The following is a 25,404-nucleotide window of genomic DNA, read 5'->3' as shown; positions in this document are numbered from 1 at the left end:
ATGCGCCCGCCATGTTACCGGCCACAGGCGCCCTTCTGACCAGGCCTTACCTGGTATTTACGAGGGACGTCCGGATTGCGATACGCGCCTCACTCGATCGGGCGCACTCAGGCCCGAACATGAGTGTGGCCCGTCCAGAGACTGGACGGGCCACGAAACCTCAACCGCGCGGACGGCTTACTTGCCGGCCTTGCGCCGCTGCACGCGCGTACGGCGCAGCAGCTTGCGGTGCTTCTTCTTGGACATGCGCTTGCGGCGCTTCTTGATCACGGAACCCATGGGCGCTCCTCTTGTCGTCGGTCACGCTGCCCGGCGCAGCGTCCAACGGGTGGAGCGCACAGGCACGAGCGGTTTACCAGGCTACTAGCGTCCCGGCGCGGGCCGGTCGGCGGGCATGGTTTGACGCATGCCCGGCGACCGGTCAGCCCACGTCGAAGTAAGCGCCCTGCAGATACTCGTGCACCGCTTTTTCCGGCACCCGGAAGGACTTCCCGACTCTGACCGCGGGAAGTTCGCCCGAATGCACCAGGCGGTACACGGTCATCTTCGAGACCCGCATCAGCGTGGCCACTTCGGCGACTGTCAAAAACTGGACCTGCCCTACCGCGGGCAAATCCTCCCTCTTGTTCGGCGACATGTTTACCGCGTCCTTCGACACGTGTCGCGCCACGAGGCTTCCCCACCTGTGGTATCGACACGCACGTGCTCTTCCGAGGGTAGCGGGACAGGTGGGACTCGTGCGACGCCTGTCACCAGGATGGGCCCTCACCTGGGGCTTCGGATAGCCCGGACGGCGCAGCGATGCCCGAAATGCCCGGATGGCCCAACCGCTCCGATGGGGCATGGGTGCGCTGAACGGACTAGCGGACCGCCGCCACTCGCCGCAGAGGCGCCGCGACCGGGCCGGGCCAAGCAGCAGCCGGGCCGCATGACTCCGCTCCCGCCGACGTCCGTGAAGGGCTCATTGAGGGAATCTGATTCCGTCAATGAGCCCTTCACGGACCCACGCGGCGTTGGGGCGGGCGGATCAGTTTTCGTGGGCGCGGCCCAGCTCCTCCGAGCGGTCGCGGGCGGCCTCGATCGCGTCGAGCAGCGCCGCGCGCACGCCGTGCTTCTCCAGTTCGCGGATCGCGTTGATGGTGGTCCCGGCAGGGGACGTCACCGCCTCGCGCAGCAGCACCGGGTGGTCCTGGCCCTCGGCGAGCATCTTCGCCGCTCCGACCGCCGACTGGATGATCAGCTGCCCGGCGAGCGCGCGCGGCAGGCCGAGCAGGATGCCCGCGTCGATCATGGCCTCGACCAGGTAGAAGAAGTACGCCGGACCGGATCCGGACAGCGCGGTGACCGCGTCCTGCTGCCGCTCCGGCACCTCGACGACCTGGCCGACGTGCGAAAGCAGCTCCTTGACCGTCGCGAGGTGCGCCGGCGTCGCGTGCTTGCCGGGTGAGATCGCACTCATCGCCTCGCCGACCAGCATCGGGGTGTTCGGCATCACGCGGACCACCGGCACCCCCGAAGCGAGACGGCGTTCGTACAGCGCGGTCGGCAGCCCCGCGCACAGCGAGACGACCAGCGACGCCGTCCCGAGCAGCGGGGCCAGCTCGTCCAGCACCGGCTCGATGTCCTGCGGCTTCACCGCGACCACGAGGATGTCCGCCTGCCGGGCGGCGTCCGCGACAGTCGCCGCCTTCATGCCCGGGTAGCGCGCTTCCAGCTCGCGCGCCCGCTCCTCGTACCGCTCGGTGAAGAGCAGGTCGCCTGGCTCGTGGCCGCCGTTGAGCAGGCCCGACAGCAGGGCTTCGCCGATCTTTCCCGCACCCAGCACCGCGATCACACTCATGCGGCCAGCGTGCCAAACGCGGCTCAGCCGCCCGGTGCCGGGGCGAGCGCCAGCTGCCGCACCTGCGCGACGAGCCGGCCTTGGGCGTCCACGACAGTGGCGTCCGAGTCGAACCACGGCTCGTGCACCGACCGCGCTTCGACGAGGATCCGCAGCCAGCCCGGGGCCGGGCGGGTCCGCACCAGCGACGTCAGCTGGACGGTCGGGGCCCAGCCGTGCCTGCCGAGGTTCGCCACCACCGGCGGGTTGAGGTCGCCCGCCAGGAGCGCGAAGTACACGTCGGGCTGGCCGACGCGCGGACGGGCCCACATCCGCAGCCGCGGCGGGTCTCCGGTCCGTCCGGACACGAACCCCGCGGTCGCCGGATCGAGTCGCACGTCGCAGGCGGCGGACAGGTGGAACGGGCCTTCCGGAGTGTCCTTGCCGAGTTGCAACGCACTGGACGGCGGTTCGGCGGGCATCTGCGGCAGGTCCGTCCATTCGGAACGGCGCATCGGCAACCGGCCGACCGTGACCCGCGCCTCGACGCAAGCCCGGCCGCGCTGTTCGAGCGACACCGCGACCACCGAAACCCGGCGGCCGACCTTGCGCACATCGGTCCGCAGCAACACCGGACCGAGCGCGGGCGCGTGCAGGAATTCGGTGCTCACCGCGAGCGGATCGACAGTCGCGTCCCCGCGCTCCTGCAACGCGGCGGCGGCGGTTTTTGCCAGCAGTGCCACCAAAAACCCGCCGTGCGGATGGACCGCGATCGCCCATTCCGAACGCAACGTCGCGGTGAACGTGCCGTCCCCGAGCGACCGGACTGCGGTGGCCGCGTCGAAGGCGGTCGCGGTGTCGTCGGCCGCGCTCACGGACGACCGGCCACGGCGATACGGCGCGTGGAACCGGGTCCGGGGAAGACTGGAGACGGCGATGGCAGCGAGGTCACGCCCGCACTTTACGGTGCCCGGCCGCCTTTGCGAGCCGAGCCGGGCAGGGACCGCCCGGACAGCCGAGCAAGATCACCCGCGGACACGGCCCGAAATGCGGCTGGCCGCGCACGACCGCCCGCCGCATCCGCGGCTCACTGCCCCAAATGCAACCGGGCGAACAACAACGCCTCCGCCAGCGCCCGGGCCCGCGCGGCCGCCCCCGTCGCGTGCCGGGTGTTCACTTCCAGCACCACTTGACCGGAAAAGCCGTCACTCACCAGCTTTTCCAACAATTCCGCACAAGGTTGCCCGCCATGCCCCGGAATCAGGTGCTCATCCTTCGGAATCCCCGTCCCGTCCGCCAAATGGACGTGGCTCAACCCCGCCCCCATCCGGTCGGCCAGCGCCAGCGCGTCCATCCGCGCCGCGGCCGAATGCGACAGGTCCAGGGTGTAGTGCCGGAACCCCACGTCCGTGGGATCGATCGAAGGGCGGAACGCCGAAACCCGGGCGTCGCGCGAGCCGCCGGGCGGACGGACCTTGAACATGTTCTCCACCGCGACGTCCACGCCGCTGGCTTCCTCCAGCTCGTCCACGAGATCGCCGAACGCGTCGCCGTACCGGCGCTGCCAGCGAAACGGCGGGTGCACCACGACCGTGCGCGCGCCGAGTTCCAGCGCGGCGTCCACGGAGCGGCGCAGGCGCACCTCGGGATCCGGCGACCAGATCCGCTGCGTGATGAGCAGCGACGGCGAATGCACCGACAGCACCGGCATCCCGGTGCGCCGCGACCAGCGCCGGATCGCCGACACGTCCTGGCTGATCGGGTCGGCCCACACCATGACCTCGACGCCGTCGTAGCCGAGGTCCGCGGCCAGCTCGAACGCCGCGCCCGCGCGCAGCGGCCACACCGAGGCAGTGCTCAAGCCCACGGGGACGGGCGCGCTCTCACTCACGCGCCCATCCTGCCCCAGCGTCCCCGGCGGCGGGCTACTTGGCCACCAGCAACAGCGCCGCGGGCGACACCGTCACCACCAGCCCGACGAGAATCGCCAGCAGCGTCGTCTGCAGGTCCTCGGCGCGGCGGATCTTCCGCACGATCCACACCAGCGCGACGATCACCAGCAGCGCGCCGACGAGCGCGGCGGGGGCGAGGTTGACCCACAGCCAGTTGAAGCCCAGCCACACGGCGGCCCCGCCGACGACGCCCAGCGCGAGCTGTCCGGCCAGCGTCAGCCACTGCTTGCCCGCCGAAACCGCGGGTTCCGGCTCGGCCTCCGGCGCGTCCTCGGCGACGGCTTCCTCGGGATAGTCGTCGTACTCGTCGCCTTCGGCGTAGCCCTCGGCGTGTTCGTAGCCTTCGGCCTGCTCGTACCCGTAGCCGTCGTCGCCCTCGAAGTCCGGCTGGCCCTCGGGGTAGCCCGACGGCTCGGCGAACTCGCGCTCGTACTCGGACAGGTCGTCCTCGGCCGCGTCCTTGCCGCCCGGCGCGAACGGCATCGGGGCCGGGTAGCCCGCGGTCGGCGGGCCCGCGTCGTAATCCGCTGCGGCGGCCGGGTATTCGTCCTCGTAACCGTCGTCGACGTAGTCGTCCTCGGCGTATTCCGCGGCCGGTTCCGGCTCCGCACCCGCGGGCGGGACGGCCGGCATCATGCCGACCTCGGTGTCCTCCAACTGCTCCGCCTGCCGACGCTGCCGCCAGCCGGCGAGACCCGCTGGCGGCGCGTCTTCGGCGACGCCGTCGGCGGGCAGGCCGTCGACCGCGTCGAACTGCTCGGTGTGCGGCTCCTGCTTCGGCGCCGGACGGCGGGCTGGAGCACGCCGCGGCCGGTTGGGCGGAGCGGCCGGAGCGCCGGGAGCCGGGAACGCGCCGCTCGCCATCGGCGTCGCGGGCGGTTCCGGGGAGTCGCCGTCGAGGCCGTCGAGCCGAGCCGCGAGACCACCGTCCTGCGGGGGCGGCGGAGCCGGACGGCGGCGAACTGGCGGCACCGTGCCGCGCGTTTCCTCGGCGCCTGCCTGCGGACGCGGCGGACGGCCGCGCGGCGGCACCGGCATCTGCCCGGATTCCTGCGGCGGCGCGGGCGGACGCACGTAACCCGAGTCCTGCGGAGCCGCCGGACGCAGGTAGCCGGTGCCCTGCGGACCGGGACCGGCCGCGGGCGGCGCGGGACGGACGAACTGGCCCGACTCCTGCGGCGGCGCGGGCGGGCGCACGTAGGCCGAATCCTGCTGGCCGTTGCCCGGGCGCGGGTACTGCCCGGACTCCTGCGGCGGAGCCGGGGGACGCGCGTAGCCGGAGTCCTGCTGGCCGTTCACCGGGTACTGGCCCGACTCCTGCGGAGCCGGGTACTGCCCGGAGGGCTGCTGCCCGTTCATCGGGTGCTGCCCCGACGGCTGCTGCCCAGGACGCGGGTACTGACCCGATTCCTGAGGCGCGGGGGGCGCGGGCGGTGCCGGCGGTGCCTGCCGGGGAGCCGCGTCCGGACGGCGTCGGCCGCCCGGAGGACGCGAAGGAGGCGGCGGGGTGCCGCCCTCGGAGGCCACCCGGTCGATGATCGCCTGTGGTCCGGTGTCGGTGAGGCTCGAGCGCCGCGGGGCGGCCTCGTCCTCGTCATCGGCGGCCCTGCGCCTGCGTCGCCGTCCGCCGTCGACCTGCTGCCCGTGCTGGGCGAGCAGTTCGGCCACGGTCTTCTGGGGCTGGTCGCCGCCGGTCTGGTCCGTCATACCGTGCTGTCCAAAGCGCGCTCGGGGTTGGTTGTGGTCACTCGGGCACACCTGCCTCCGGAGCCGCGCGCAATCGACACCGTGCAGTGCATGTCCGTCACCTCTTCACCGTGCCTGGTCTTCGTCGGCCAAGTCCAGTCCGCTGCTGTCACCGGTCCTCCCCGCTCGCCGAAACGCCGGCGATGGCAGTACCAGTTTCGTCCGACCCATTGGCGTGGTCCAACCGCCGCAGGATGACACCCTCTCGCAGCGCCCAAGGGCAAATCTCCAACTCCGTGAGGGAGAGCGCCCGCATCGCGGCCTGCGCCACCAGAGCGCCCGCCACGAGCTGGTGCGACCGGCTCCCGCTGACGCCTTCCAGCTGAGCCAGATCCGCGGCGGTCATCCGCGAAATGAAGGCGATGAGCTGGCGAAGGGCAGTGTCAGTGAGCGTACGGCGCACTCGGGGGCCCGCCGCCGAGGGGGCCGCACCGGTCAGCCGCGCGAGCGAGCGGAACGTCTTGGAGGTCGCCACGACGCGGTCCGGCATGCCCTGTCCGGCGACCTTCTTCGCGAGCCCGGCGAGCTGGTCCTCGAGCCAGGCAGAGGTCGCGACGACCTCGGAACGGGTCGGCGGGTCGTTGCGGAAGCGGGTGCGCGTGGTGCGGCCCGCGCCGAGCGGGAGCGATTCGGCGAGTTCGGGTTCCTCGTCGCGGCCCATCGCGACCTCGAACGACCCGCCGCCGATGTCCAGCACCAGCAGCTTCCCGGCCGACCAGCCGTACCAGCGGCGCACCGCGAGGAAGGTGAGCCGCGCCTCGTCCGCTCCGGACAGAACCCGCAGGTTGACGCCGGTTTCGGCGGTCACCCTGGCCAGCACCTTCGCCGAGTTCTTCGCCTCGCGCACCGCGGACGTCGCGAACGCCAGCACGTCCTCGCAGCCGAGCCGCACGGCCGCGGCCTTGGCCGATTCGACCGCCCGGACCAGGCCGTCCTCGCCGGGACGGCTCAGTTCGCCGGAGCCGGTGAGCTGTTCGGCCAGCCGCAGCATCGTTTTCTCGGAGTGCATCGGGGTCGGGTGGGCGCCACGATGGGCGTCGACCACGAGCAAGTGGACGGTGTTGGAACCGACGTCGAGTACCCCTAGGCGCACGAGGATTCAGCGTACCGGTCCCAGTGCCAGGTCTCGAAACTGTAACCAACTCCACTCGGATCTACATCAACTCAGCGTGCGCGATCCGGCACGGTATGCGCTGAAACCCGGACAAAAGCCGTGAAGGACTCCTTGAGGGAATCAGATTCCCTCAAGGAGTCCTTCACGGACAGTGCGAAAATTCGGCTCAGGTCTCGAACTTGTAGCCGAGCCCGCGCACGGTCACCAGGTGCCGCGGCGAACCCGGGTCCGGCTCGATCTTCGAGCGGAGCCGCTTCACGTGGACGTCGAGGGTCTTGGTGTCGCCGACGTAGTCCGCGCCCCACACCCGGTCGATGAGCTGGCCGCGGGTCAGCACCCGGCCGACGTTGCGCAGCAGATACTCGAGCAGGTCGAACTCCTTGAGCGGCAACGAAACCTCGCCGCCGTCCACAGTCACCACGTGCCGTTCGACGTCCATTCGCACCGGTCCGGCCGACAGCACCAGCGGAGCGAGTTCGCCGTCCGTGCCCGGCTCGCCGCCGCGACGCAGCACCGCGCGCACCCGCGCGATCAGCTCGCGCGCCGAGTACGGCTTGGTCACGTAGTCGTCGGCGCCGAGTTCCAGCCCGACGACCTTGTCGATCTCGCTGTCGCGCGCGGTCACCATGATCACCGGCACCGCGGAGCGCTGCCGCAGCTGCTTGCAGACGTCGGTGCCGCTCATCCCGGGCAGCATCAGGTCGAGCAGCACGATGTCGGCACCGTTGCGGTCGAACTCCTCAAGCGCCTGCTGGCCGGTCACAGCCACCGCCGCGGTGAAGCCTTCCTTGCGCAGCAAGAAGGCGAGCGGGTCGGCGAAGGACTCTTCGTCCTCGACTATGAGAACCCTCGTCACAGGTTTCCTCCATGGTCTGGGCTGGAGACTTCCTGCCCGGTTGCCACGAGCCGGGGTGTCCGCTCGGGGGTCTTGTCCGGCCGCGCGGGCGCGGCCTTGCGTGCGGTGTCGGCGGGTTCGGTGCGCACGTGCGCGGGGATGCGCAACGTGAACGTCGACCCGGTGCCGGGACGGCTCCACAGGCCGACCGAGCCGCCGTGGTTGGCCGCGACGTGTTTCACGATCGCCAGCCCGAGCCCGGTGCCGCCGGTGGCGCGCGAACGCGCCTTGTCCGCGCGGTAGAAGCGCTCGAACACGCGCTGCTGCTCGTCCTCGGCGATGCCGATGCCGCGGTCGGTCACCGCGATCTCGACCATCCCGTCGGCGAGCCGGCGCGAGATCGACACCGGGCTGCCCGGCGACGAGTACGCGACGGCGTTCTCCAGCAGGTTCGACAGCGCGGTGACCAGCAGCGTCCGGTCGCCCTCGATGAGAAGGCTGCTGGCCGCGTCGGTGGTGATGGTGATTTCCGCGGATTCGGCGGACAGCGTGGTGCGCCCGAGCGCCTCGCGGACGACGGCGTCGACCTCGACCACGTTGAGGTCCGGCAGCCGTTCGGCGCCCTGGAGGCGCGACAGCGCGATCAGTTCGGTGACGAGCTGGCCCAGCCGGGTGGACTCGCGCAGGATCTTGCCGCCGAAGCGGCGGACCTCCTCGACGTCCTCGGCGGCGTCCAGCACGGCCTCGGTGAGCAGCGCGATCGCGCCGACCGGGGTCTTGAGCTCGTGGCTGACGTTGGCCACGAAGTCGCGGCGCACGGCTTCCAGGCGGATCGCCTCGGAGTGGTCGACGGCCTCGACGACGGTGAACCCGTCGCCGAGCGGCCGGACCTCGCCGAGCACCGCCTCGGGCTGGCGGCGGCCCCTGCTCTCCAGCGGCGAAAGGTCGACTTCCATCGGCTCGTCGGTCTCGACCACCTGCTCGGCGGCCTTGCGCGCCCGCGGGTCGGCCTGGTTCACCCGGACCAGGCCGAGCTCGTACGCCCGCGGGTTGTGCAGCACGAGGTCGCCGAACCGGTTGAGCACGATGACGCCGTTGTTGGAGGAGCGGATCAACCGTTCGAGCAGCTCCGCGACGGTCGGGCCGGTGGGCCGGGCCGCCTCGCGCCGGGCACGGGCCCGCGCCGCGAGGAAACCGGCGACCGCGCCGACGACAAGAGCGCCGATGGCCGTCAGCAGGACAACAGGCGTGGTCACGGGGGAATCGTAAGCATCCCGGTAGCCTTCCGGCCTAGTCCTGGAAGCCCTGTCGTGAGGCGAGTGACACCTGAGGGGTACATATTCGCCTCGGGGTCAGGCCCTGTTCACCCGATCGAGATGTTTCGGCAAAATCGACCCGCTTAGGCCTTCAGCGGGCGTCAAGGGTCTTGAGGTCCTCGTCGGTCAGCTTCAGCGCCGCCGCCGCGACGTTCTGCTCCAGGTGAGCGGGGTCACTCGTGCCCGGGATCGCCAGCACGTGCGGGCCCTGCGCGAGCGTCCACGCCAACCGCACCTGAGCGTCGGACACCTCGTGCCGCCGCGCAACCTCGGCGACCCGCTCGTCGACGTCGGACTGTCCACTCGCGACCGCGAAGAACGGCACGAACGCCACGCCCTGCTCGCCGCACAGCCGCAGCAGCTCGTCGTCCTCGCGCCGGGCGGACAGGCCGTACTGGTTCTGCACGCACACCACCGGCGCGATCGCCTGCGCCTCGGCGAGGTGCTCCGTGCCGACGTTGGAAATCCCCAGCTCGCCGATCAACCCTTCGGTGCGCAGTTCGGCCAGCGCGCCGAAGTGCTCGGCCAGAGACCCGGTGCCGCGGTCGAGGCCGGTGCCGATGCGCAGGTTGACGACGTCGATGCGGTCGCGGCCGAGTTCGCGCAGGTTCTGTTCGACCTGGCCGCGCAGCTCGTCGGGGCGGGCGAAGGGCCGGAACTCGCCGGATTCGCCGCGCGACGGGCCGACCTTGGTGGTCAGCACGAGATCGTCGCCATACGGAGCGAGCGCGGCCTTGATCAGCGCGTTGGCCGACCAGGTGGCGCCGAAGTAGAACGCGGCGGTGTCGATGTGGTTCACGCCCAGCTCGACGGCTCGGCGCAGCACGGAAATCGCGCGGTCGGCGTCGACCGGCGCGTTCGGGTCGAGCGAGCCGCCGAGCCGCATCGACCCGAAGCCGAGGCGGTTGACGGTGCGGGAGCCGAGCTGCCAGGTGCCCGCGGCAGCGGCGGGAAGTGTCGTTTCGGTCATGTCTCCAGCCTGCTTCGCGGTCAATCCCAGCGGTGTGTTTGGCAGCAAGCTGCCAACGCAGGACACTGGACGGCGTGCCCCGAGCCGAGGAAATCGCGAACCTGCGCGACGAGCGTGAACTGGTCGAACGCGCCGGGCACCTGCTCGCCGGCGCGGACGAGTTCGCCTGCGCCGCGAACGACCTGCACACCTGGTCCGCGATGCAGAAATTCGCCCAGGAGCTGCCGAAACAGCGGAAGCTGCGGATCCGGAAGGTCTACCTCTCGCGGGTGCTGCTCGATCCGGCCGGAGCCGAGCACCTGCGGACGCTGCACCGGCTCGGCGCGGAAGTCCGGATCAGCGACCACGAGATCAACGAGACGATCCTGCTCGACGGCCGCATCGCCATCCTCGCCGCCGGGCCTGGCTACAGCGTCGTGCGCAAACCGGACCTGGTGCGTGGCATCTCGTCGCTGTTCGAGGCCGCCTGGCGCTCGTCGACCGCTTTCGAGGCGTACGAGACGCGGTTCGCCGAGCTGCGCCAGTACACGCCGCAGCTGCTCGACCTGCTGTCTTCCGGTTCCACGGACGAAAAGGCGGCCCGGGAGATGGGCGTCGGGCTGCGGACGTACCGTCGGCGGGTGGCCGAATTGATGGATGTACTGGGTGCGACGTCGCGGTTCCAAGCAGGTGCTCTCGCACGGGAGGCGGGCCTGCTGTGAGGCGCGCTGTCCTCGCCGCGGCCCTGCTCACCGCCGGTTGCGGCGGAGCCGTGTCCGGCCAAACCGCACCGCCCGCGGCTCCCCCCGCGCCTGCTCCGGCGAATGTGGCCTATGTGGACGCCAAGGCGACCAGCGACGCGGTGTCCGGCATCAAAAAGGCCGTGGAGTCCGCGTTCACCTACGACTCCGCCAAACCGGACGAGGTCGCGAAAACCGAGCAGGAGTACCTGACCGGCGCGGCCCGCGCGCAGTTCGACAAGACCTTCGCCGAGGTCCGCACCGAGCCGGTGAGCACGCAGACGCAGGTCGTGGAAACCGGGCTGGCCGAGCTGACGCCGGACCGCGCGCGGATGCTGGTGGCGGCCACGCAGCACAGCAAGCGTCCCGACGGAGCCGCGAACCAGGCGGGCGCGCTGATGCTGGTCACCGCGGTCCGGACGAACGGGCACTGGCTGTTGCAGGACTTGAACTTCGACCCGCGCGGCCCGATCGCTTCGGCCGCGGCTGGAGCGAAAGGCCTTGCGGCGGCTAGGGATTCCGCGGTCGAGGCGGCTCGCCGGGACGGCGGGATCCTGATGACCGTCGACCCGCAGAACATCGACGCGAACTACACGGCCTGGGAGAACGTCGCCGCCGAACCACTGCTGACTGAGTTCAAGAAGAGCCGGCAGGAGACCGTGGACCGGATCAAGCAGACCGGGAAGAAAGCGAGCTACGGCCCGGATTCAACGGCCGCGCTGACCGAACTCAGCCCCGACGGCACGCACGCGTCGGCGGTGCTGGCCGCGCTGCTGACGACGAGCGGCGGCCAAAACCCCGGCGACAACCGGCTGCCGGTGCACCTCGACCTCGTGCGGCAGGGCGACGAGTGGAAAGTGTCCGGGATGAAGGCGATCACCGGCGGCTCGTGAGCGGCAATGCCGGTTCTCACCGGCGCCGCCACTCACGACACCACACGGGCCCGGGCCGCCGTCGGAGGCCAAGCCGCCGCCCGCTCGTGAGTGCTGATGCCGGTGAGAACCGGCGCCGCCACTCACGAGCCGAGCGTGCGAGGGCTCAGCGGCCCTGGTTCGCGACCGCGGCGGCGGCGTCCTTCGCCGCCTCCGGGTCCAGGTACTCGCCGCCCGCCTTGACCGGCTTGAGGTCCGGCGTCAGGTCGTAGCGCAGCGGGATCCCGGTCGGAATGTTCAGCGCGGCGATGGCGTCGTCGGAGATCCCGTCGAGGTGCTTCACCAGCGCGCGCAGCGAGTTGCCGTGCGCGGCCACCAGGACCGTGCGGCCGGCCCGCAGGTCGGGAACGATCGCCGACTCCCAGTACGGCAGCAGCCGGGCCACGACGTCCTTCAGGCATTCCGTCAGCGGGGCCTGGTCGCCGAGGTCGGCGTAGCGCGCGTCGCCGGCCTGGCTGAACTCGTCCTTCGGGTCGATGGCGGGGGGCGGCGTGTCGTACGAGCGGCGCCAGAGCATGAACTGCTCCTCGCCGAACTCGTCCAGCGTCTGCTTCTTGTTCTTGCCCTGCAGCGCGCCGTAGTGCCGCTCGTTGAGCCGCCAGTCGCGCTTGACCGGGATCCAGTGCCGGTCGGCGGCGTCGAGGGCGATGTTCGCCGTGCTGATCGCCCGGCGCAGCAGCGACGTGTGCACCACGTCCGGCAGCAGCCCCGACTCGGCGAGCAGTTGCCCGCCCTGGCGGGCCTCCCGCTCGCCGGTCTCCGACAGGGGCACGTCCACCCAGCCGGTGAACAGGTTTTCCGCGTTCCACGTGCTCTGTCCGTGCCGCAGCAGCACCAGGGTCCCAAGTTCGGCCATGGCCACCAGCCTGCCAGAGCGCGCGAGCGCTGCCAGTAGTGCGTCCACCCCTCTACCCAGAGTGCGTTACCCGGGAGTAACACCTTCACCCGACGCGCAGCCGGGTTGCCGACAAGCGGGTCAAAGAGTGCAAGGCGCTGCACACTGTTATCCCCGTGAGTGAATTTCACTCGAACGGAGTAACCAGTAGTCTTGTGATTACTGGTCGACATCTGACAGGTTGGGCATGTCCCGCTCAGCCGGATTCCACGCACTCCCGGCTGATCACGGGCAGTGACCGCGGCTCGTCTCCCCCCTGCCGAGCCGCGGCCCGCCGGCCCCGTTGGCATCCCCCTCGTCACCGGGTCCAGCAAGGCGGGACCTGCAGCGGGACGGCTCGAGATCGCGACTCCCCCCTCCCTCGAGCCGTTCCGCCAGCCCTCATTCCGCGGGCCTGGCCCCACGGCGGCGCCGGAACCACCAGAACACCGCGCCCGCCGGAATCCCGAACGCGATCGCGAACGGCAGCAGCACGCCCAGCACCCGCACCAGTCCGTTGCAGAACGCGACGAACGCGTCCCATCCCCCGGACAGCCCGGAGAGGAAGCCGCCCGCCGGTGCCGCAGGCGCCTCCTGCTTCGTCACCGACAGCGACACAGTTGCCATCGCGACCTGCCCGGCCAGCGAAGCCTGTTGCCGCTCCAGCGACTCCAGCGTGGCCTGCCTACTGGTCAGCTCGCTCTCGACGGACGCGATCTCGGACACCGATTGCGCCTTCGCCAGCAGCGCGCGCATCCGGTCGACGCTCGCCCGCTGGGTCGCCAGCCGCGCGTCCACGTCGACTACCTGCGCGGTGACGTCCTGCGCGCTGATCTCCCGCCGCTTCACCTGGCCGAGCCCGCCGAGCTGGTCGAGCACGCCGTCGAGCTTCTCCGCGGGCACCGACAAGGTCAGCGACGCGGAATCGTCCGTCGCGCTCTCCTGCCCGGGATAGCCGCCCGCGCCGGTCGCGATCGCTTTGGCGCGCGACACGACGTCGTCGGTCTTCGGCGTGGTCAGGTCCAGCCGCGCGCTGCGCGCCAGCTTGCGATCGGTCGCGCCGGGCGCGGGCACCGACGCCTGCGCGTTGCCTTGCTTAGGCGCCGCGCCCTGCTGCTGCGCGGGCGCCATCGCCGACCTCGCCGAATCCGCGCTGTTGCTGCTGCTGCATCCGGCCAGCAGAAACACCGCGGCGCCGGCGAGCGCGTATCTCCATCGAGTCCGCATCCCCGTCTCCCTCCAGTCGTCGGCGGTGAGACGAGACGACCGGAGAAGGCGTTGCACGGAATCGGTTACGAGTCGGTCAACCCCGGTTCGTGGCCGTCGGCGGGTTCCGCGAGGTGTTTGAACGCCTGCAGGTTCGCCAGCGATTCGCCGCGCGAGACGCGCCAGTCCCACTCGCGCTTGATCGACGTGGCGAATCCGATTTCCAGCAGCGGGTTGAAATCGCCGTCGGCGGCTTCGAGCACCTGGCCGAGGATCTTGTCCAGTTCGGACTCGGTCACCGTCTCCTTGCCGAAGCGGCCGACCAGGTAGATGTCGCCGAGACTGTCCACTGTGTAGTGCACGCCGTAGAGCCGGGCGTTGCGCTGCAACAGGAACCGGTACACGTCCTCGTGCCGTTCGTCGGGACGGCGGCAGACGAACGCCTCCACCGAGAACGCGTGGTCGCCGTCCACGAGCCAGCAGTTGGTCTGCAGCTTCTTGGTTCCCGGCAACGTCACGAAATAACGGCCTTCGCCGCGACGGTCGTACTTGAGCCCACTTGAGTCCAAAGTGGACTTGATAGTCGCGTCAAGGCTCACACTGCCACCTCCGCCCGCAGTTCCAGCGCCTGCCGGAACGCTCTGGTCGCCTGAGCATAGATGTCGAGCAAGGAATCCGTGGTGCGCCGCCAGGAAAACCGCTGCGCGTGCCGCACCGCGTTGGCCGCGAGTTCGGCTCGGCGATCCGGCCGCAGCGCGACGGCGGCGAGCGCGTCGGCCCATTCCTCCGCGCCGTGCGACGGAACCAGCAGCCCGGACACCCCGTGCGGCACCGCGACCGGCAGCCCGCCGACCTCGGCCGCCACCACCGGCGTGCCGCACGCCTGCGCTTCGAGCGCCACCAAACCGAAGGATTCGTTGTAGCTCGGCACCGCGACGACGTCGGCCGCGCGGAACACCGTGCGCAGCTTCAGCCCGCTCTGCGGCGGCAGGAAGCGCACCTGCTCGGCGATGCCCAGCGACACCGCCAGCTCGCGCAACGCCTGCGGCTGCTCCAGCCCGGTCCCGGACGGTCCGCCGACCACCAGAACCACCAGCCGCGACGCCAATTCCGGCCGCCGCCGCAGCATTTCCGCCGCCGCGTGCAGCAGGACGTCCGGGGCCTTGAGCGGCTGGATCCGTCCGGCGAAGGCGAGCACCACCGCGTCCGGCGACAGGTTCAGCTCGCGGCGCGCGTCCTGCTGCGAGCCGGGCGTGAACCGTTCGAGATCGACCCCCGGCGGCACGGCGTGCACCGCGGGCGCGGCGGCCCCGTAGAGATCGACCAGCTGCCGAGCTTCGACCTGCGTGTTCGCGACGAGGCAATCCGCCTCGGCGACCACCTGCTCCTCGCCCATCACCCGCGTGCGCGGCTCGGGCTTGTCGCCCTCGGCGAGCAGTGAGTTCTTGACCTTGGCCAGCGTGTGCGCGGTGTGCACGAGCGGCACGCCCCAGCGGTCCCGAGCGAGCCAGCCGACCTGGCCCGACAGCCAGTAGTGCGAATGGATCAGGTCGTAGTAGCCCGGCTCGTGGAACGCCTCCGCACGCAGCACGCCCGAGGTGAAGGCGCACAGCTGCGCGGGCAGCTCGTCGCGCGCCAGCGGCTCGAACGGCCCGGCCGGCACGTGCCGCACCGTCACGCCGGGCGCCAGCTCGGCCAGCGGCGGCTGGTCCGACGACGTCGCCCGGGTGAAGACCTCGACCTCGATGCCGCGCCGCGCCATCTCCTGCGCGGTCTGGCTGACGTACACGTTCATCCCGCCGGCGTCGCCGGTGCCCGGCTGCTCGAGCGGGGAGGTGTGCACGGACAAGACCGCGATCCGGCGCGGCTGCGCGATGAATCCCTTGAGGGTCACCTAGTCACTCCTGCTACTCGGCTGCGTCCCCGGCGAACCGCCGCAGCACGGAGTTGAAGTCCTCCGGCTCCTCGACGAACGGCAGATGCCCGGCCTCAACGAACCAACGCAGGACCGCCCCCGGAATCTTCCCGGCCGAATACTCTGCCGCCGAAGGATCCACCACACCGTCGGCCGAGCCGTGCACCACGAGCGTCGGCTTGTCGACCGCGGCAAGCACGTCACCACTGCCGATGTCCCGCCGGAACAGCGCGCCGCGCACCGCGGGCGGCACCGAAAGCGAACTGCCGAGCATCGCCTGTGCGTACCCACCGGGCACCTTCGCACTGGCCTGGGCGCGGGTGAACTCGACCAGCGCGGGGATCGCCACCTCGGCGTCGTCCGAAAGCGCGGCGGGCAGCGCGGCCCGCATGATCGGCCCGGTCGCGCCGCCTTCGCGCTTGCGGCCGATCTCGGTGATCGCGCCCACCAGCACGATGCCGCCGAGCCGTGCGGTGCCGTGCTCGCGCAGGTAGTCCGTGATCACCAGCCCGCCGTAGGACCAGCCGACGACGATCGCGTCCGGACCGGCGAAATCGAGCACCGCGGCGAGGTCGCCCGCCCACTGCGCCGGGTCGTCGTAGCCGTCCTTCGGGACGTCGGACGCGCCGTGCCCGCGCAGGTCCATCGCGACGAGCCGGAACTGCCCGCGCAGCGCCGGGTCGGCCAGCTGAGCGGACCAGGCCGCGGCGGACTGGGCCCAGCCGTGCACGAAGACGATCGGACGCGCGTTCTCCGGGCCTTCGACGCGCAGTGCGATCCGCACGCCGCCGGCCCCGGTTACCTCAGTGTTCACTTCTACTTGTTAGCAGACGGCCAGTGGATCACTTCGCGGCCGAGAGCGACTTCCAGGTCGACCAGTCGTAGAACCAGTCCTTGACGTCGGAGTTCGTCGGGCTGCCCAGCTTCGAGCCGGTGACCTCGACCGGGTCGCCGATCATCGCCGTGTCGAAGTAGGCCTTGGCGTCCGCCTCGAGCAGGTTGACGCAGCCGTGCGAGTTGTTGGTCTTGCCGATCGCGGCCGCGTTGTCCTGGTTCTCGTGGATGAACTCGCCGTGGTTGGAGAACCGGCAGGCCCACTTCTTGTTGACGTTGGTGTAGCCGTAGCGGGCGTTGTCGAACACCGCGTGCGGCTCCTTCGACATGATGATGAAGGTGCCGTTCGGGGTGTTGCGGTCGACGACCGAGTCGAGCCCGTTGGAGCACGGGTAGCTCGCGCTCTCCGCACCGCCGCGGTAGACCTTCATCACATGGTCCGGCGTGTTGATCTTGACCACCTGGTTGCGGCCGATCTTGAACTTGGTGCTGACGTCCGACTTCACGAAGACGCCCCCGCCGAGGTCCACGCCGTACAGGTTCGCCTCGACCTCGACGCTCGTGTTGGCCGGCCAGTACTCCTTGGGCCGCCAGTCGACCTGGTTCGCCGACATCCAGGCCCACGAGCCCTCGACGTCCTTGCTGGTCTTGACCTTGAGCGCCTTTTCGACCGCGGCCCGGTCCTTCGGAGCGGCCCCGTTGAACTTCACGCTGATCGGCATCGCGACGCCGACCTCGGCGTTGTCGCCCGGGTTCAGCGTGGCGCGCACCGTCTTGGCCGGGCTGATCGTCGCGAACGAGCCCTTGAGCTCGGCGGGCCGCTGGTCGGTGCCGGTGGCCTTGGCCGCGTAGTTGTAGGTCTTGCCGTAGCCGAGCGGTTCGGAACTGGTCCAGGACAGGCCGTCCTTGGCGATCTCGCCCTTGATCTCGTCGCCGCCCTCGTTGGTCAGCTTGACCTCGGTGAGCTTGCCTTCGGCGACCTTCACCACCACCGGCTCGCGCACGCTCGCGTCCTTGGCCCCGACGGCCGGGGTCGCGGTGAGCTTCGCCACCGGGGCGACCGGCTTGCCGCCGTTGTCGCCGCTCCCGCCCTGCGGCGAGGCGGTGCCGTCGTTGCTGCCGCCCGAGCACGCGGCGGCCAGCGCCGCCGCGCCGGTCGCGAGAACGGCCTTGAACACCGTACGGCGCTCGATCACGGTCTTACCTCCACTTGTCCCCCGCACCGGCATCTCCCACGCACATCAGCGCCGGTGAGCGCTTCGACGTTACCTGCGAACCGGAAATTCCTCTCCATCCCGCAAGACGTTTCACCCGGCGCCCGGTTGCTGCCGATTTACTGTCACCTGGCTCACCCGGGTTACCCCGATGGCGTCAGAGCGAACAGTTGATCAGCAGCGGTTCCGGCCGCAGCCGCACGCCGAACCGCTCTTCGACCCCGTCCCGGACCTCGCGAGCCAGCCGCAGCAGGTCTTCCGTACTGGCCCCGCCGCGGTTCGTGAGCGCGAGAGTGTGCTTGGTGGACAGCGAAACCCGCCCGCCAGGCCCGGGGTACCCCTTGCCGAACCCGGCCCGCTCGATCAGCCACGCGGCGGACAACTTCACCCCGCCGCTCGCCGGGTACTGCGGGATCTTGCCCTCGGTCGACTCCGCGATCCTCTCGAGGATCTTCGGCGCGTCCTCTTCGGGAACGATCGGGTTGGTGAAGAACGACCCCGCACTCCAGGTGTCGTGATCAGCGGCGTCGAGCACCATGCCCTTGCCACGCCGCAACCCCAGCACTGCCTCCCGAGCCTGCGCGGCGGGGACTTTCGCATCGATCTCGACACCCAGCGTGCGCGCCAACTCGGCGTACCGGATAGGCGCGGACTGCCCGCTCGGATCGATCCGGAACCGCACACTCAGCACGACGCCGCGATCGGTGCCCTTGAGCACGCTGGTGCGATAGGCGAAGCCAAGCTCGTCAGCCTTGACCGTGCGCACTTCCTTCGCCGCCCGGTCGTACAGCTCGACGGAAACGATCGACTCGGCCACCTCGCCGCCGTACGCCCCCACGTTCTGAATCGGCGTCGCCCCGACCGACCCCGGGATCCCGGAGAGACACTCGAGCCCGCCAAGACCGTTGTCGACCAGCGCGGCAACGAACGCGTCCCACTCCTGCCCGGCGGCCACCTCGACGATGTCACCGTCTCGGGTCCAGCCGGTGTTGGCGATCCGCACGAGGGTCCCGTCGAAGCCTTCGTCGCCGACCACGAGGTTCGACCCACCACCGAGCAGCAACACAGGCTCGCCCGCGTCGTCGGCGTCGCGCACAGCGGAGACGAGCTCCGCGGCGGTGGCCGCGATGACGAACCGGCGCACCGGCCCGCCGAGGCGCAGCGTCGTGTACTCGGCGAGGTGAGCCGGACCAGGCGTTTCAGCGATGTCCACGAAGCTTGACGGTACTGCCCCGCTCCGCCCCCGCCCCCCGAGGACCGTCCGTGAGGGGAACCCTCACGGACTCTGAGTCCCTCAGGGTTCCCCTCACGACCCACCGCCCCACCACCCGCGAACCGCAGCCGCTGCACCCAACGATCGAGGCACCCAGCCCCTCCCCCAACCCCGATACGAAGCCCCCCTGCGGTTCGGGGGTGCTTGTCAAGGCATCTTTCCCGCCCTGACAAGCACCCCCGAACCGTCAGCACAATCAACCTTCGGGGTGCCCCACGCAACCAACGGAGGGCCAATGTCGCCGCCAGGCGACGAGCCCCCCACCCGGTAGTGTCCGTTTCATGGGATCCCGGATCGAACACCGCGGCGAGTTCGACGGCTCACTAGCGGACGTCTTCGCCGCAGTAGCCGGAGAAGAAGCCCTCCGCGCCCGCCTGGCCGAACAAGGCGGAGACGACGCCAAACTCCTCACCTACACCGCCGAAGCCGAAGCTGACTCCGTGCGCTACGAACTCCAACACGGCATCAAGGCGGCAAAACTCCCCCAAGCCGTCCGAGCCCTCCACAAAGGCGACATCATCGTCAACCGCACCCAAACCTGGAAGCGGTCCGGCGACGAGTACACCGGCCGGTCCGACGTCAGCGTCGGCGGCGTGCCAGGCGAAATCAGCGCCTCCACCTACCTCACCCGAGGCGCGAAAGACGGCAAGGTCCTCCTCCGCACCTCAGGCGAGGTAGTCGTCCGGATCCCCCTCTTCGGCGGCCGGATCGAGGAGTTCGTCTCCGAGCAGGTGGTCAACCTGCTGCGGAACGAGGACGAGTTCACCGCGCAGTGGCTGGCCGAGCACGCCTGACCCCGGTGGGCGCCCCGACCAGGGGCACCACCAATCCCAACCGGTTGCGCCGGGTCGACCGCTGGCTCGCGAGCGATCCGGCCGTCACCCGGCTGCTGCGGCGGGGCGAAAGTCCCCTTGTCGTCGATCTCGGTTACGGAGCGTCGCCGGTCACCACGGTCGAACTGGCTCGCTGGCTGGCGCGCGTACGGCCGGACGTCCGGGTGCTCGGGCTCGAACTCGACCCGGAACGCGTCGCCGCCGCCCAGCCCGCCGCCGATCCGCCTCGGCTCGACTTCCGGCGCGGCGGCTTCGAGCTGGCCGGGACGCGGCCGGTCCTGGTGCGCGCGTTCAACGTGCTCCGGCAGTACGCCGAGGACGAGGTCCCCGGCGCGTGGCAGCTGATGCTCGACGCGATGCCGCCGGACGGTCTGCTCGTCGAGGGCACCTGCGACGAGATCGGCAGGCTGGTCACGTGGGTCGTGGTCGGCGCCGGCGGGCCGCGCACGCTCACCCTGTCGCTCCGCCTCGCCGAACTCGACCGTCCGTCCACAGTGGCCGAACGACTGCCGAAGATCCTCATCCACCGCAACGTTCCCGGCGAACGCGTGCACGCCCTCATGTCCACTTTGGACGAATGCTGGGCAGCCGCCGCACCGCACCGTTCCTTCGGCGTGCGCGCCCGCTGGACCACCACCGTCGCCATGCTCGCCGACCGCGGCTGGCCCGTTTTCGGCAATCCGGACCGGCGCAGGCTCGGCGAACTGACCGTGGCCTGGGAAAGCGTCGCGCCGCGCTGAACCCACCTGTTCACCACCCGCACCCCGCTGGGTCATCCCTTGGTGACCTTCAGTGCTGACGATGAGCGGGTGGAACTGCTGGAACACGTCACCGAGCTGATCCGGGGCACCCTCGGCTCGCCCTGGCTGTGGGTGCTCGTGTTCGCGATCGCCGGACTGGACGCGCTGCTCCCGTTCATGCCGAGCGAAACGACCGTGGTGACCGTGGCCGTCCTGATCGGACCGGACGTCGGCAGGCTGGCGCTGCTGGTCGTCGTCTCCGCCGCGGGCGCGTGGGCGGGCGACTGTCTCGGCTACGCCGTGGGCCGCGCCGCCGGACCGCGCGCCGTCGCCTGGCTGCAGCGCGGACCGTCCGGACGGCAACGCTACGAATGGGCCCGCGACCAAGTCCGCAGGCAAGCACCGCTGCTGATCATCGCCGCCCGCTACCTGCCCGGCGGCCGCGTCGCGAGCGCGCTGGCCAACGGCAGCCTCGGCTACCCGCTGCGCCGGTTCGTGCCGCTCGACGCCGTCGGCGCGGCGCTCTGGTCGGTGTACAGCGCGCTGATCGGGCTCGCCGGCGGCACCGCGTTCGCCGACCGTCCGGTGTACGGCCTGCTGCTCTCGTTCCTGCTCGGCCTGCTGCTGGTCGCGCTCATCGAATTCGGCCGTCGGGTGCGCGTGCGCAGGCTACGGTCAGTGCATGGACGCGCCACGTCTGCTGGAAGCGATCGACATTCACGCCGACCGGATCAAGGCCGCGACGCTCGCCGCGGGCCCGGCCGCGCCGGTCCGGAACTGTCCGAAATGGACAGTGCAGGACCTGGTGACGCACCTGACGACGGTGCTCTCGTACACGGTCGCTGCGATCACCGACCGGAAAGCTGAGCCACCGACAGCGGCCACCTGGGAAGACGCTCTCGGCTGTTTGGACGGCGAACGCATGGCCGTCCGCGAAGCCCTGCGCCGCCCGGCGGACACCCCGCTGCGGTCGCCGTTCCCGCGCGGCGGCCCGGTCACCGTCGGAGACTGGACGCGCCGGCTAGCGCATGAGTTCGCCATCCACCGGCTCGACGCGGAAAGCGCCCTGCCCACCCCGCCGGCCACCCAGTACCGCACGGAATTCGCCGAGGACGGCATCGACGAGTTCCTCGCCTTCCTGACCCCGCGCCGGGCCGCGCCGAGCCGCCGCGACGGGATCGTCCAGGTCAGCACCGACACGCGGACGTGGACCGTTCTGCTGCACGCCGACGAGCCGCCGGCGCTGGGCGAAGGCGTCCCGGACCTCACGCTCACCGGCCCCGCCGACGACGTCTACCGTGCGTTGTGGGGCCGCCCGAACCACGCGGAGAAAGTCGGCGACGCCACCCTTCTGGAGCCCCTCGCAGCGCCCTGACCAGCGGCCGGTGAGAATGGGCGCGTGTCAGAACCCCAGCGTTACGTGCTCACCTTCGGCTGCCCCGACCGCACCGGCATCATCGCCCGCATCTCGGGCTTCCTCGCCGACCACGGCGGAATGATCGCCGAGGCGGCGTATCACACCGACCCCGACTCGGGCTGGTTCTTCACCCGCCAGGTCGTGCGCGCCGATTCGCTGCCGTTCGACGCCGCGGGATTGCGCGAGCGGTTCGGCGAGGTGGCGAACGAGCTGTCCGCCGAATCGAGCTGGCAAGTGCGCGACACCGGCGAGCGCCCGCGCGCGGTGGTGCTGGTGTCGAAGGCCGGGCATTGCCTGTACGACCTACTCGGCCGCGTCGCCTCCGGCGAACTGGACGTCGACATCGCCGCGGTGATCGGCAACCACGATTCGCTCGCCGACATCACCCGCGCGCACGGGATCCCGTTCCACCACGTGCCGTTCCCGGCGGGCGACCCCGAGGGCAAAGCGGCCGCGTTCGCCAAGGTCCGCGAACTGGTCGACGCCCACGACCCGCACGCGATCGTGCTGGCGCGGTTCATGCAGGTACTCCCCGCGGATCTGTGCACGGAGTGGGCCGGGCGCGCGCTGAACATCCACCACAGCTTCTTGCCGTCGTTCATCGGCGCGAAGCCGTACCACCAGGCACACACGCGCGGCGTGAAGCTCGTCGGCGCGACCTGCCACTACGTCACCGCGGACCTGGATGCCGGGCCGATCATCGAACAGGACGTGATCCGCGTCGACCACGGCGATTCGGTGCAGGACATGGTGCGCAAGGGCCGGGACATCGAGAAGGTGACGCTCGCGCGCGGACTGCGATGGCACCTTGAAGGGCGCGTCCTGGTGCACGGCAACCGAACCATGGTGCTCTGACGCGCTGGCGCCGAGGTACGTGAGGGGAACCCTGAGGGACTCAGAGTCCCTGAGGGTTCCCCTCACGGACGTTCGCAGGAACGCAAGCGACGCACGAGCGCGGGCGTCAGCCGATCGTCGAGGTGTCGATCACGAAGCGGTAGCGCACGTCGCTGTTCTCGACCCGCGCGTACGCCTCGTTCACCTGGTCCGCGCTGATCGTCTCGATCTCCGCGCCCACGCCGTGCTCGGCGCAGAAGTCCAGCATCTCCTGGGTTTCCGCGATGCCGCCGATCATCGAACCGGCGAGCACGCGGTTGCCGCCGAGCAAGGAGAAGACGTTGTACTCCAACGGTTCCCCCGGCGCGCCGACGTTCACCATCGCGCCGCCGACGCGCAGCAGGCTGAGGTAGGCGTCGACCGGCAGCTTCGCCGAGACGGTGTTGAGGATGACGTCGAACTGGCCGGCGAGCGTCTCGAAGGTCGACTCGTCGCTGGTCGCGTAGTAGTCCTTCGCGCCGAGGCGAAGTCCGTCTTCCTGCTTCTTGAGGCTCTGGCTGAGCACGGTGACGTCCGCGCCCATCGCGACGGCCAGCTTGACCGCCATGTGACCGAGCCCGCCGAGCCCGACGACGGCGACCTTCTTGCCCGGCCCCGCGCCCCACCGGCGCAGCGGCGAGTACGTGGTGATGCCCGCGCACAGCAGCGGCGCGGCGACGTCGAGGGAAATGCCTTCCGGAATCCGGCAGACGAACGCGTCCTTCACGACGATCTGCTGGCTGTAGCCGCCGTAGGTGTTCTCGCCGTCGAAGCCGACCCCGTTGTACGTCTGCACGTTGCCCTTGACGCAGAACTGCTCGGATCCGGCCCGGCAGTACTCGCATTCGCCGCAGGAATCGACCATGCAGCCGACGCCGACCCGGTCGCCGACCTGGTACTTCGTGACGTTCGCGCCGACCGCGGCGACCACCCCGGCGATCTCGTGGCCCGGGACCATCGGGAAGATCGCGGTCCCCCAGTCCTGGTGGACCTGGTGCAGGTCGCTGTGGCAGATGCCGGCGTAGGCGATGTCGATCAGCACGTCGTCCGGCCGCAGGTCGCGGCGCTCGATCGTCGTCGGGGCCAGCGGTCCGCCCGGCGCCGCGGCGGCGATGGCGGAGGTGGTCGTGGTCATGAAGCCCTCCTGGGTGTCCCGATTTTCGGGAACGAAGTCAATGTAAGAACCCTCTTACATAGACTAGCGTGGGCCTCGGCTTATTCCTCGGCACGACCACGATCGGGTGTGACACACGGCATGGCGGCGCAGTACCACCACCGCAACCTGCGCGCCGAGCTCGTGCGCGTCTCGCTCGACCTGATCGCCGAAAACGGGGTCGCCGGCTTCTCGGTCGCGGAAGCCGCGCGGCGGGCGAAGGTCTCGGCCGCGGCGCCTTACCGGCATTTCCCGGACCGCGCGGCGTTGCTAGCTGCAGTCGGCACGGTCGCGGCGCGCCAGCTTCGCGAACTCGCCGAGGAAGCAGCCGCCGCCGAAACGGACGACGGGGCCGCGCTGGCCGCCGTGGCTGCCGCGCACACCCAGTTCCTGATCGACACCCGGATCGGGCTGCACGTGTTCTTCGCCGCGGATCTGGCCGACGCGCAGCACATCGAACTGCACGAGGCTCGCCGTGAGCTGATCGACGCGTCGCTGCTGCGCTGCCTCACGATCGCGCCGGACCCGGCTATCGCGCTGGAACTGATGGAGCAGCTGCACACCCAGGCCTACGGGTACGGCGATTTCTACCTCAACGGCGTCTACCAATGGCTCGGTTATCCGACGGAGCAGGTGGTCGCCAAGTCCCGGCGGGCGGCGCGGATCGTGGTCGAGGCTTATCGCGCCGGGAATCCGGAAATCAGTCCGGCGGAGTGGTGACGTAGCGGGCGGCCAGCCATTCACCTAAGGCGCGCAAGCGATCGGTGAGCGCGGACGGTTCCAGGACATCGAAATCCACATCGAGGTAAGCCAGCCAGCGCGCGGCCCAGTCGAGATCGTCGGTGCCGAAGCGGAGTTCGCATTCGTCGCCGTCCTCGACCACGGCGGCCACGCTCGGGTCGACGAGTTCCCGGACCAGGTCGGCGGAGGTGTGCACCCGCACCCGGACGCGATGCCGCCAGCCCGCGTCCGTGACCAGATCGGCCACAGTGGACGGTGGCTCCGGCGCGGTCAGCTTGATCCCGAGCGACTGGACCGCCTCGATCCGATCTACCGCAAAGGTTTTCCATTCGCTTGCCCCGCGCGGGCAAGCGACGAGATACCACTGCCGCCGGACGGTGATGAGCCGATGTGGTTGCACATCAACCGGTTTCACCGACGGAGCGTCCAAGACTCGATGCCGGATCCGGACCGCTTCACCGGCCCGGCAAGCCAACGCGAGCGGCACCAGGGTGTCCCGCGCTGCTCGCCGGAAAGGCTTGCCCGGCAACGATTCCACGTCCCCGAGCGCGGCGAGCCGGGTCTGCCATCGGGTCGGGACCACCTGGGTCAGCTTGGCCAGCGCGGTCACCGTGGCGGTTTCCAGCCCGGCGACCGCGACTGCCGTCTGCAGGCCGAGCGAAACGGCGGCGACCTCGTCCGCGTCGAGCAACAGCGGCGGCATCGCGGTGCCGTGCGCGAGCCGGTAGCCGCCGGCCCGGCCCGGTTCGCCGTCGATGCGGTAGCCGAGTTCGCGCAGCTGAGCGATGTCGCGCCGTGTGGTGCGCTCGGTGACGCCGAGCCGGGCCGCGAGATCGGTGGCGGAGATGCCGGGGCGCGCCTGCAGCAGGGCCAGCGTCTCCAGGCGGCGGCTCGTGGTGGTCATAGTTCGATTCTCGCGCAAAACTAG

The 25,404-nt window shown here is 70.5% G+C and carries 26 protein-coding genes and 1 pseudogene; 8 read left to right on the top strand and 19 right to left on the bottom strand.

Annotation, left to right across the window (positions count from 1 at the left end; genetic code table 11):
- Nucleotides 1–177: 177 nt before the first annotated feature.
- From ABD156_RS45805 to ABD156_RS45760, 10 genes are all read right to left on the bottom strand, one after another.
- Entirely contained in the window at nucleotides 178–279 is a 102-nt protein-coding gene (locus ABD156_RS45805) for a 30S ribosomal protein bS22 (protein WP_007030867.1), read from the bottom strand.
- Nucleotides 280–421: 142 nt separating this feature from the next.
- Nucleotides 422–637 (bottom strand): helix-turn-helix domain-containing protein, encoded by a 216-nt coding sequence (locus ABD156_RS45800; protein ID WP_033291067.1) that lies wholly within the window; start codon nucleotides 635–637, stop codon nucleotides 422–424.
- A gap of 390 nt (nucleotides 638–1,027) precedes the next feature.
- Nucleotides 1,028–1,840, bottom strand: coding sequence for a pyrroline-5-carboxylate reductase (proC, locus tag ABD156_RS45795; RefSeq protein WP_344288171.1), 813 nt, complete (start codon nucleotides 1,838–1,840; stop codon nucleotides 1,028–1,030).
- A 23-nt stretch (nucleotides 1,841–1,863) separates the two neighbouring features.
- The gene (locus ABD156_RS45790; protein WP_344288169.1) at nucleotides 1,864–2,694 is read right to left on the bottom strand and encodes a thioesterase family protein; all 831 of its coding nucleotides are present in this window, start codon (nucleotides 2,692–2,694) and stop codon (nucleotides 1,864–1,866) included.
- Between the two features lie 212 nt (nucleotides 2,695–2,906).
- On the bottom strand, nucleotides 2,907–3,710 hold the full coding sequence (locus ABD156_RS45785) for a sugar phosphate isomerase/epimerase family protein (RefSeq protein WP_344288166.1): 804 nt from the start codon (nucleotides 3,708–3,710) through the stop codon (nucleotides 2,907–2,909).
- A 34-nt stretch (nucleotides 3,711–3,744) separates the two neighbouring features.
- A complete protein-coding gene (locus ABD156_RS45780) occupies nucleotides 3,745–5,478 on the bottom strand; it encodes a hypothetical protein (RefSeq protein ID WP_344288164.1) in 1,734 nt (577 codons plus the stop codon).
- A gap of 148 nt (nucleotides 5,479–5,626) precedes the next feature.
- The gene (locus ABD156_RS45775) at nucleotides 5,627–6,610 is read right to left on the bottom strand and encodes a Ppx/GppA family phosphatase (protein ID WP_344288162.1); all 984 of its coding nucleotides are present in this window, start codon (nucleotides 6,608–6,610) and stop codon (nucleotides 5,627–5,629) included.
- 187 nt (nucleotides 6,611–6,797) lie between these two features.
- A complete protein-coding gene (locus ABD156_RS45770) occupies nucleotides 6,798–7,487 on the bottom strand; it encodes a response regulator (RefSeq protein WP_344288160.1) in 690 nt (229 codons plus the stop codon).
- Nucleotides 7,484–8,722: a sensor histidine kinase gene (locus tag ABD156_RS45765; protein ID WP_344288158.1), complete on the bottom strand. Its 1,239-nt coding sequence runs from the start codon at nucleotides 8,720–8,722 to the stop codon at nucleotides 7,484–7,486. Before ABD156_RS45765 ends, ABD156_RS45770 begins: the two co-directional genes overlap by 4 nt.
- Before the next feature lie 151 nt (nucleotides 8,723–8,873).
- A complete protein-coding gene (locus ABD156_RS45760) occupies nucleotides 8,874–9,752 on the bottom strand; it encodes an oxidoreductase (RefSeq protein ID WP_344288156.1) in 879 nt (292 codons plus the stop codon).
- A gap of 74 nt (nucleotides 9,753–9,826) precedes the next feature.
- Between ABD156_RS45760 and ABD156_RS45755 the strand changes: the two genes are divergently transcribed.
- Together ABD156_RS45755 and ABD156_RS45750 are read left to right on the top strand one after the other, a co-directional pair.
- Entirely contained in the window at nucleotides 9,827–10,453 is a 627-nt protein-coding gene (locus ABD156_RS45755) for a DNA-binding response regulator (RefSeq protein ID WP_344288154.1), read from the top strand.
- Nucleotides 10,450–11,364: a hypothetical protein gene (locus tag ABD156_RS45750; RefSeq protein ID WP_344288152.1), complete on the top strand. Its 915-nt coding sequence runs from the start codon at nucleotides 10,450–10,452 to the stop codon at nucleotides 11,362–11,364. The genes ABD156_RS45755 and ABD156_RS45750 overlap by 4 nt, the downstream gene beginning before the upstream one ends.
- Before the next feature lie 145 nt (nucleotides 11,365–11,509).
- Here ABD156_RS45750 and ABD156_RS45745 read toward each other — a convergent pair whose 3' ends face one another.
- The 7 genes from ABD156_RS45745 to ABD156_RS45715 form a co-directional block, all read right to left on the bottom strand.
- The gene (locus ABD156_RS45745) at nucleotides 11,510–12,259 is read right to left on the bottom strand and encodes a phosphoglyceromutase (RefSeq protein ID WP_344288150.1); all 750 of its coding nucleotides are present in this window, start codon (nucleotides 12,257–12,259) and stop codon (nucleotides 11,510–11,512) included.
- Nucleotides 12,260–12,679: 420 nt separating this feature from the next.
- Nucleotides 12,680–13,504 (bottom strand): DUF4349 domain-containing protein, encoded by an 825-nt coding sequence (locus tag ABD156_RS45740; RefSeq protein WP_344288148.1) that lies wholly within the window; start codon nucleotides 13,502–13,504, stop codon nucleotides 12,680–12,682.
- Nucleotides 13,505–13,569: 65 nt separating this feature from the next.
- Nucleotides 13,570–14,082, bottom strand: a complete 513-nt coding sequence (locus ABD156_RS45735; protein ID WP_344288147.1) for a type III secretion system chaperone family protein — start codon at nucleotides 14,080–14,082, stop codon at nucleotides 13,570–13,572.
- A complete protein-coding gene (gene mshA / locus ABD156_RS45730; RefSeq protein ID WP_344288145.1) occupies nucleotides 14,079–15,377 on the bottom strand; it encodes a D-inositol-3-phosphate glycosyltransferase in 1,299 nt (432 codons plus the stop codon). The genes ABD156_RS45735 and mshA overlap by 4 nt, the downstream gene beginning before the upstream one ends.
- A gap of 13 nt (nucleotides 15,378–15,390) precedes the next feature.
- A complete protein-coding gene (locus tag ABD156_RS45725; protein ID WP_344288143.1) occupies nucleotides 15,391–16,212 on the bottom strand; it encodes an alpha/beta fold hydrolase in 822 nt (273 codons plus the stop codon).
- 28 nt (nucleotides 16,213–16,240) lie between these two features.
- Nucleotides 16,241–17,428: a L,D-transpeptidase gene (locus ABD156_RS45720; RefSeq protein WP_344288141.1), complete on the bottom strand. Its 1,188-nt coding sequence runs from the start codon at nucleotides 17,426–17,428 to the stop codon at nucleotides 16,241–16,243.
- Between the two features lie 175 nt (nucleotides 17,429–17,603).
- Complete coding sequence (locus ABD156_RS45715; RefSeq protein ID WP_344288139.1) at nucleotides 17,604–18,659, bottom strand: UDP-N-acetylmuramate dehydrogenase; 1,056 nt, start codon at nucleotides 18,657–18,659, stop codon at nucleotides 17,604–17,606.
- 341 nt (nucleotides 18,660–19,000) lie between these two features.
- On the opposite strand from ABD156_RS45715, the gene ABD156_RS45710 reads away from it, so the two are divergent.
- The 5 genes and pseudogenes from ABD156_RS45710 to purU all read left to right on the top strand — a co-directional run bounded on the left by ABD156_RS45710 (nucleotide 19,001) and on the right by purU (nucleotide 22,564).
- Nucleotides 19,001–19,513: a DUF2505 domain-containing protein gene (locus ABD156_RS45710; protein WP_344288137.1), complete on the top strand. Its 513-nt coding sequence runs from the start codon at nucleotides 19,001–19,003 to the stop codon at nucleotides 19,511–19,513.
- Nucleotides 19,492–20,292, top strand: coding sequence for a class I SAM-dependent methyltransferase (locus ABD156_RS45705; RefSeq protein WP_344288135.1), 801 nt, complete (start codon nucleotides 19,492–19,494; stop codon nucleotides 20,290–20,292). Before ABD156_RS45710 ends, ABD156_RS45705 begins: the two co-directional genes overlap by 22 nt.
- Nucleotides 20,293–20,361: 69 nt before the next feature.
- Complete coding sequence (locus ABD156_RS45700; RefSeq protein WP_344288133.1) at nucleotides 20,362–21,159, top strand: DedA family protein; 798 nt, start codon at nucleotides 20,362–20,364, stop codon at nucleotides 21,157–21,159.
- A pseudogene (locus ABD156_RS45695) lies at nucleotides 21,056–21,667 on the top strand (maleylpyruvate isomerase family mycothiol-dependent enzyme); the annotation flags it as partial. The gene ABD156_RS45700 and the pseudogene ABD156_RS45695, both read left to right, overlap by 104 nt.
- Nucleotides 21,668–21,712: 45 nt before the next feature.
- Nucleotides 21,713–22,564: a formyltetrahydrofolate deformylase gene (gene purU / locus ABD156_RS45690; RefSeq protein ID WP_344288308.1), complete on the top strand. Its 852-nt coding sequence runs from the start codon at nucleotides 21,713–21,715 to the stop codon at nucleotides 22,562–22,564.
- A 106-nt stretch (nucleotides 22,565–22,670) separates the two neighbouring features.
- On the opposite strand, the gene ABD156_RS45685 is transcribed toward purU, so the two are convergent.
- The gene (locus tag ABD156_RS45685; protein WP_344288131.1) at nucleotides 22,671–23,717 is read right to left on the bottom strand and encodes an NAD(P)-dependent alcohol dehydrogenase; all 1,047 of its coding nucleotides are present in this window, start codon (nucleotides 23,715–23,717) and stop codon (nucleotides 22,671–22,673) included.
- Between the two features lie 120 nt (nucleotides 23,718–23,837).
- Here ABD156_RS45685 and ABD156_RS45680 point away from each other — a divergent pair, with 120 nt between their 5' ends.
- The gene (locus ABD156_RS45680) at nucleotides 23,838–24,455 is read left to right on the top strand and encodes a TetR/AcrR family transcriptional regulator (protein ID WP_344288130.1); all 618 of its coding nucleotides are present in this window, start codon (nucleotides 23,838–23,840) and stop codon (nucleotides 24,453–24,455) included.
- On the opposite strand, the gene ABD156_RS45675 is transcribed toward ABD156_RS45680, so the two are convergent.
- Nucleotides 24,436–25,380 carry a helix-turn-helix transcriptional regulator gene (locus tag ABD156_RS45675; protein ID WP_344288128.1) on the bottom strand — a complete coding sequence of 315 codons (945 nt, stop codon included), beginning with the start codon at nucleotides 25,378–25,380 and terminating at the stop codon, nucleotides 24,436–24,438. The two genes, ABD156_RS45680 and ABD156_RS45675, sit on opposite strands and share 20 nt — an antisense overlap.
- Between the last annotated feature and the right edge of the window lie 24 nt (nucleotides 25,381–25,404).

The sequence above is a fragment of the Amycolatopsis albidoflavus genome (assembly GCF_039525725.1).
Lineage (GTDB): Bacteria > Actinomycetota > Actinomycetes > Mycobacteriales > Pseudonocardiaceae > Amycolatopsis > Amycolatopsis albidoflava.
Note: the sequence above shows the minus strand (reverse complement) of the source record. Positions and strands in the feature narration are given on the sequence as shown.